Below are 6,445 nucleotides of genomic sequence, written 5' to 3'. Positions count from 1 at the left end.
CCCAACTCAGAGATATAAGGGGGGACCTCGAAATTCTCAGAGTACACACAATAGGCAGTCGGATGAGCCCATAGTACCGATGATGATGAGGACAACATAACCTCATCTAGGGAAGGGGCTCAAACGAAGATTCCCCCGGGCATGCCCGGGGGACTTACCGTGACAACGCTAAAGCGTTGACCAAAATTACAAACAGCTTACGCTGTAATTTTGGAATTAGCATTCATCCACGGGTAAACCCGTGGTTTTCTGTATGCACAGAATAAATGATGTTTTTCAAGAAATTTCAGCAGGAGATTGCCAAATGGCTAACACTTCAAATCAAGTTCGAGAATTTCAGCGAAAACTTTACCTGCGCTCAAAGCAGGAGCCAGACATATCAACAAATCAGTTATCAAAAGCAGCAGAAATAGTGCTGTAAAATAAAAGCATATGCTTGACATATGTGGCATGTGTTTTACACTGACCATATGTTAAACATATGCCTAAAGTGAGGGTATTATGAGAACAGTATCTATTTTTAAAAATGGCAAGAATCAAGCGGTACGCTTGCCAAAGGATCTTGAGTTTGACGGGGTAAATGAGCTTGAAATTCACAAAGACGGTGACGTCATCACCTTGCGCCCAGCTCGCCCTAATTGGCTGTCATTTGGTGAGCACGAAAAGGCTGATAGTGATTTCATGGCTAACCGTGAAGATGTGATTACGGACGAAGGACGATTCAATTTTGAATAAGAAACTCAACTACATGCTCGATACGTGTATTTGTTCATTCATTATGAGGGAGCAGCCCATTACCGTATTGCAGAAACTCCAAGAGGTAGTTGGCAATCAACATCGTATCGTTATCTCAGCAATTACCTATCAAGAAATGCAGTATGGGTTATTAGGAAAAAAAGCCTCACCTAAACATGCGGTGCTAGTTCAAGAATTTCTCAAGCGAGTGGATGAGATCTTGCCTTGGGATAAAGCGGCGGTTGATGCGACGACTGAGGTTAAGCGCCACCTAATGGCGAAGGGCACACCTATTGGCAACAATGACACCGCTATTGCAGGTCACGCCATTGCAACGGGCTGTGTGCTTGTCACGAATAATACGAGAGAGTTTCAGCGCGTCGAAGGGCTAAAGCTCGAAGATTGGGTTCACTAGAGAGGGAAACTACGTGACGCTATTTTGCAGTGTGATGAAATGGCAGAGTTTACATAGCTGAGTAACCGGTAATGAGGGGAATTGAGTGCCAAAGAAAATCAATTACGGTGAAATGTTTGTGACACCAGATGCTAAACGCCAAGGTTCTTTCAATGCAAAAATTCCAACTGTTTGGGACGAGCAAGAAGAATTAACAAAGTATTTTGGTGTTCGGCACTACAAGTCCCCGAAGTTCGCAGCTCAATGTTTTGTGAATAGCTTTTTAAGTGAATACTATGGTGAAGTAAGAGCCGAATTCATATTGAGTATTCCCCAGTTCGTACAGCGAATGAGGTTTGGCTGTCAGGTCAATATCATGGATACGTTCTCAAGTAGTCGGGGTCGAAAGTATCCTAAGTTTGCTATCACATGGTCGGAGTTTAACGGACGCACCAAAATAAGAAGACAAAAAACGATGCTATATAACTCAGAGAATAGAGTTGAAAGGCATCATCAAGCCTCACTGTTTGCTGCTAAGAAGCGAGCTGATTTAACAAAGTCTAACTTGGATAGTTCAGCACTTAACTTTGAATACGATTTAACTGGTTTGTAGATGTATGGGAGTATGAGTGCAAAAAATGTCACGCTAAAGAATTTGAAGAGGTATAGGGGGAATAATGTGGTTGATGATAAAACGAACTATTTAACTAACCTTCGTGATTTTTATGGATTTAGGTCTAAAAAGAAAACAGCTTATACGCTTGCATTTGCAGTGATTGGAAGTCTGCTATTTGGCTTCGCTTTCGCTATAACTCAAGTGGTGCTTTTTGCCACTGGCTTTATTTTAAATAAGATCTACCCATAGAGAGGATGCATGAAAAGCTTACTCATAAATTTAGGGGCTGCTTTGGGGTTAGGGCTATTAATGCTCTTGGTTGGTGCTACTGTTTGTTTTGGTGTGGGATGGGTTATTGGCTTGGTTGCTTTGGATTACATGATAGCAACTGGCTTCCTTAAAAGTAGCAGCGAATATTGGGGTTTAATTAAGACGTTATATATCGTTTTATTGTTACCTCCGGTATATATTGGCCTATTCCGAATGCTGCCGTACTCAACGCAATCCGATATGAAAGATAATGCAAAAGCTACAGCTCTTGCGATTATTTATGTAGGTGACTGGTTGGGAAATGTGTTCTTTTGGCTGTTGGTCTTTATTTTGCAGCACAACATTTTGGTTTTTATTGGGCATTTTAGAGTGTCCAGAAACACAAAAAGCAGCAAGTCGCAATTCACACGTGTAACACGTTTGGTGTTCAACCTGAACAGGCAGAAACAATTGTCAGCGGACAACAATGTTTGTTCGGCTTTGCACTTAAAACTGGTAGAAAGTAAGCGTGTCATGAACACCGCATTCTAATCTTTCAGCACGAAGAATAAGATCATCTCTCCAACCTAAAGGAGAGTTGAAATGGCAAAACGACGCACCAACCTAGAATGGCAATCACTGTTTGAACAATATGAAAGTAGCAGTGTTACCCAACGCGCTTTTTGTGAAGAGCATGGACTGAGTTTATCCACGTTCTTCGCCAAACGGCGTCAACTCCAAACAGTAAACCAATCGGAATCTGTCGGATTTGTTAGAGCCGAAATCGTTGAAAAGACAACCAAGTATCAGGCCCAGATAGCTACGGCGAACATGACACTTCTCATCAATGATGTGGAGCTGAGCATTCCTCAAGGCACGCCAGCCACCTATCTTGCTGAACTCATTGGAGCGTTGTCATGAAAGGTATGCTCAGCGCTCCAGACATTTACCTTTATCGTGAAAGCGTCGATTTTAGAAAGTCCATCAACGGCCTTGCAGCGATTATCGAAAATGATACTGACTTGCCTCTTGGCAGCGGTGCGCTGTTCCTGTTTACCAATAAACAGCGCGATAAGATTAAAGTGTTGTACTGGGATAAAACAGGCTTCGCCCTCTGGTATAAACGCCTTGAAAAAGCCAAGTATAAGTGGCCTTCAAAAGAGAAAAATCAGGTGTTTACCCTCACTCAATTTGAGCTTGATAGACTGCTTTTAGGCTTCACAATTATCGGCCACGAACCCATCAAAATAAACTATTTTACAATGAGTTAATCGAGAATAAAGCCTTATTCTCCAAGCGTTAACGGCACGATTTTAGTATAATCAATGCTATGAAAAAGACGCCAAATATCAACCCAGAAAGCCAAGATGTTGCCGAGCTACAAGCGATGGTAGCTGCTCTGATGTCGGAGAGAAATGAGTGGAAACAAGAGCGCCAATCGCTGCTTGAACAACTCAAACTCGCCTTCGACCGTCAGTTCGCGAAACGCTCGGAGGCATTAAAGCCTTACGATGAATCACAAGGTGACCTCTTCAACGAAGCGGAATGTGAAGCCGTTAAAGAAGACGAGGTTGAGGTGACAACCACGACCACAACGAAAAAACGCGGTAAACGTAAACCTCTGCCTAAGACCTTGCCTCGTGAGGTTATCGAACTTGATGTAGACGACCATGAAAAGCAGTGTTCTTGTTGTAATCATGGCCTGCATAAAATCGGTGAAGACCGCAGCGAGAAGCTAGAGTTCACGCCTGCGGTACTCAAGGTGTTGGAATATGTTCGCCCTAAGTACGCTTGCCGCCAGTGCGAGAAAACAGGCGACAGCAGCCATATCGTTCAGAAGCCATCCCCTCAGAGTCTCATCCCTAAAAGCTTCGCCACAGAAAGCTTGCTGGCCAACATCATTCTTGGCAAATACCAGTATGCGATGCCACTTTATCGCCAAGAATCGCTGTTTACCCAGTCGGGTATCGAGTTATCACGCACCACCATGGCAAGGTGGGTTATCCAAGTCAGCGAGAAGTTCGCCCCGCTGTATGCCGCCTTGAAGAAGTACCTACTTCAGCAAGTGGTGGTTCAGGCGGATGAAACGCCGCTCAATGTGCTCAAGGAAGAGAAGAAGTGTTATATGTGGCTCTACTGCTCGGGCGCTGACTCGCCCGAAGCCGCACTGCCTAATGTGAAAAATATCGCCTTGTACGACTATCAAAACAGTCGCGCGAGGGCGTGCCCTATTGCCTTTTTAGGTGACTACAACGGTTATCTACAAACCGATGGCTACGCTGCTTATGATGGACTTCATCAAGTCACCAATGTGGGGTGCTTAGCGCATGCTCGTCGCAAGTTCATGGACGCGAAGAAGCTTCAAGGGAAAGGTAAGTCGGGCAAGGCCGATAAAGCGCTGGCTAAAATCCAAAAACTCTACGGGATAGAATCGCGCTTAAAAGGTGCGCCTGCCGAAGAGCGAAAAGCAGAGCGTCAAGCACTTGCCAAGCCGATACTGGATGAGCTTTACCAATGGATGATAACCCAGAAGGTGATAGGCTCTAGCCCACTGGGCAAAGCGATAAAATACACGCTCGGGCAGTGGTCAAAGCTCACTCGTTATATCGACGATGGCCACTTATCTATCGATAATAATCGCGCTGAACGCGCAATTAAACCGCTGGTTATTGGCAGGAAGAACTCTTATGACCTTTTTCCAGTTTTTCGACAAAACCTCTCTCTCCTCTGTGAAACGAGGCATATTTTCAACGTTAGAATTGCCTGAAAGTGAATCAGCAATTACTTGGGTTATACATACTCTTATTCGGGGATCTTTAGCCCCAACATGGTTTTCGTAATGAGTTTACCTCTATCTGGCTGCTAGTATCTAACCGAGTGGTCGACTTAAATTCTTAACGAGGATTACTCACCTTGAGCTTCTTCACTTTCAGGCAAATTTTATGCTTTCTGGCTCCGTGTGGATACAGCAATATCCCACATAAAGCCAAGCAATTCTCTTGCAACAGCAGTAATGGCGACTTGTGATTTCTTTCCCTTAGCAACTAAGCTCCGATAGCGAAAGCACAACCTTTGCTGAGCCTTCCAAGAAATATCTTTGGCCTCTTGGCAGACGCTGTCGGGACGGTAAGTCACTAACCAGTTACCAACTTTTGCATTATTCCTGTAAGCCCATGCTGCCTCATACAGCAGCCGTCTTAACTCAACATTACCAGCTTTAGTAATTCCAAATTTACGAGTAGTGCTACCACTAGAGTACTCACCAGGTATTAGGCCAAGGAATGCCATAATTTGCTTAGGATTACTAAATCGTGAAAAGTCCCCGAGTTCAGCAGCTACAGAGATAGCGATGGTACGACCAACACCTTTTAACGCTTGTAACTGATTGACGAGGTTGTATAAGGACCAATTAGGTAGTAATCGATCAATTTCTTGGTCTAGTTGCTCTATTCGATTTTCTATTTGCTCTAAGCTCTGCCGATAATGCTCGTATGCAATTTGCTGGGAAGCGATAGGGAAAGATTGATTTGCGAGCCATACTCGATGGCGAACGGTCCACATTTTTTTCTCGTAACGCTTTCCTGTTCTCAGAAGAATACTCTGGATACGTTGCTTAGCAACCTTGGTATCTTTTTTTGCACAGCTTCTAGCTCTAACTAGATCACGCATAGCTTCATGTGTCATGTCGGGAACCCAGACATCAACCAACTCACCAGCCCTTAATAGTCGTGCGAGAGCAACAGCATCTCGATGATCATTTTTGATCTTGTTGGTTGATATCTTAGGAATTCTAGAAGGGGCCACAACAGTACAATCTATATTCATGCTGAGCAGCAATCGATATAGGCCATAACCAGTAGGCCCTGCTTCATAGCAGACAAGAATTGAACCGTGGAGGTTGATGAGCTTCTTCATCAGCCGAATGACGGAGTCTTTTGCTGAAGAAATATTCCCATAGAATCGAACTTCCCCTTGCCGTTCCGGGTTTGCAACCGCAACGGCAATAGTGTCCTTGTGTACATCGAGCCCAATGTAAGCAGAATAGTTGACAGATTTCATATTGATGACCTCCAAAAACGCACCATAGGTAAGTCTTAGTATATAAGGTCATACCATCTGGCTATTCTCTAACACACCAAACGGTGCTGATGCGAGCGCGATGCTTTACAGCATCATCGAGACCGCGAAAGCCAACGGTCTTATCCTCTATGACTACCTAGTCAAGTGCATGAAAGAGTTGGCGAAAGCAGAGCCTGATATCGACGCACTCCTACCTTGGAACTTCAAACACTGACAAGTCGACCCGTGGGTTCATGGGGCGGATACGCACTAGAGTGTGGATATCCGATAGCAAGTGGTGTTATCGAAGGAGCTTGTCGGCATCTGATAAATGATAGATTAGATATCACAGGAGCTAGGTGGAGCCTTGATGGGGCTGAGGCAATCTTGAG

The 6,445-nt window shown here is 44.3% G+C and carries 8 protein-coding genes and 2 pseudogenes; 9 read left to right on the top strand and 1 reads right to left on the bottom strand.

All coding sequences use genetic code 11. From position 1 onward, the window contains the following. Positions 1-501: 501 nt before the first annotated feature. The 8 genes and pseudogenes from vapB to tnpC all read left to right on the top strand — a co-directional run. Positions 502-735, top strand: coding sequence for a type II toxin-antitoxin system VapB family antitoxin (gene vapB, locus H5300_RS24845; RefSeq protein ID WP_182797175.1), 234 nt, complete (start codon positions 502-504; stop codon positions 733-735). Next, positions 728-1,150, top strand: coding sequence for a type II toxin-antitoxin system VapC family toxin (locus H5300_RS24840; RefSeq protein WP_259397939.1), 423 nt, complete (start codon positions 728-730; stop codon positions 1,148-1,150). The genes vapB and H5300_RS24840 overlap by 8 nt, the downstream gene beginning before the upstream one ends. An 85-nt stretch (positions 1,151-1,235) precedes the next feature. Further along, the gene (locus H5300_RS24835; protein WP_182797174.1) at positions 1,236-1,742 is read left to right on the top strand and encodes a hypothetical protein; all 507 of its coding nucleotides are present in this window, start codon (positions 1,236-1,238) and stop codon (positions 1,740-1,742) included. Between the two features lie 66 nt (positions 1,743-1,808). Beyond that, entirely contained in the window at positions 1,809-1,994 is a 186-nt protein-coding gene (locus H5300_RS24830; RefSeq protein WP_182797173.1) for a hypothetical protein, read from the top strand. Positions 1,995-2,003: 9 nt separating this feature from the next. Next, entirely contained in the window at positions 2,004-2,546 is a 543-nt protein-coding gene (locus H5300_RS24825) for a hypothetical protein (RefSeq protein ID WP_182797172.1), read from the top strand. A 51-nt stretch (positions 2,547-2,597) separates the two neighbouring features. Continuing rightward, entirely contained in the window at positions 2,598-2,915 is a 318-nt protein-coding gene (tnpA, locus tag H5300_RS24820; RefSeq protein ID WP_182797171.1) for an IS66 family insertion sequence element accessory protein TnpA, read from the top strand. After that, positions 2,912-3,265, top strand: coding sequence for an IS66 family insertion sequence element accessory protein TnpB (gene tnpB / locus H5300_RS24815; RefSeq protein WP_182797170.1), 354 nt, complete (start codon positions 2,912-2,914; stop codon positions 3,263-3,265). The genes tnpA and tnpB overlap by 4 nt, the downstream gene beginning before the upstream one ends. Before the next feature lie 59 nt (positions 3,266-3,324). Further along, positions 3,325-4,677 (top strand): annotated as a pseudogene (tnpC, locus tag H5300_RS24810) (IS66 family transposase); the annotation flags it as partial. 257 nt (positions 4,678-4,934) lie between these two features. On the opposite strand, the gene H5300_RS24805 reads toward tnpC, so the two are convergent. Continuing rightward, a complete protein-coding gene (locus H5300_RS24805) occupies positions 4,935-6,053 on the bottom strand; it encodes an IS110 family transposase (RefSeq protein ID WP_182797169.1) in 1,119 nt (372 codons plus the stop codon). Between the two features lie 46 nt (positions 6,054-6,099). Here H5300_RS24805 and H5300_RS24800 point away from each other — a divergent pair. Then, positions 6,100-6,288: pseudogene (locus H5300_RS24800) on the top strand (transposase domain-containing protein); the annotation flags it as partial. Between the last annotated feature and the right edge of the window lie 157 nt (positions 6,289-6,445).

The sequence above is a fragment of the Vibrio sp. SG41-7 genome (genome assembly GCF_014164465.1).
Taxonomy (GTDB): Bacteria; Pseudomonadota; Gammaproteobacteria; order Enterobacterales; family Vibrionaceae; genus Vibrio; species Vibrio splendidus.
The sequence above is the reverse complement of the archived record's forward strand: the minus strand, read 5'-3'. Positions and strand labels throughout refer to the sequence as shown.

Coding starts and splice junctions, on each gene's coding strand:
- H5300_RS24805 (WP_182797169.1), bottom strand. CDS start 6,053: ATGAAATCTGTCAACTATTCTGCTTACATTGGGCTCGATGTACACAAG.
- H5300_RS24825 (WP_182797172.1), top strand. CDS start 2,004: ATGAAAAGCTTACTCATAAATTTAGGGGCTGCTTTGGGGTTAGGGCTA.
- tnpA (WP_182797171.1), top strand. CDS start 2,598: ATGGCAAAACGACGCACCAACCTAGAATGGCAATCACTGTTTGAACAA.
- vapB (WP_182797175.1), top strand. CDS start 502: ATGAGAACAGTATCTATTTTTAAAAATGGCAAGAATCAAGCGGTACGC.
- tnpB (WP_182797170.1), top strand. CDS start 2,912: ATGAAAGGTATGCTCAGCGCTCCAGACATTTACCTTTATCGTGAAAGC.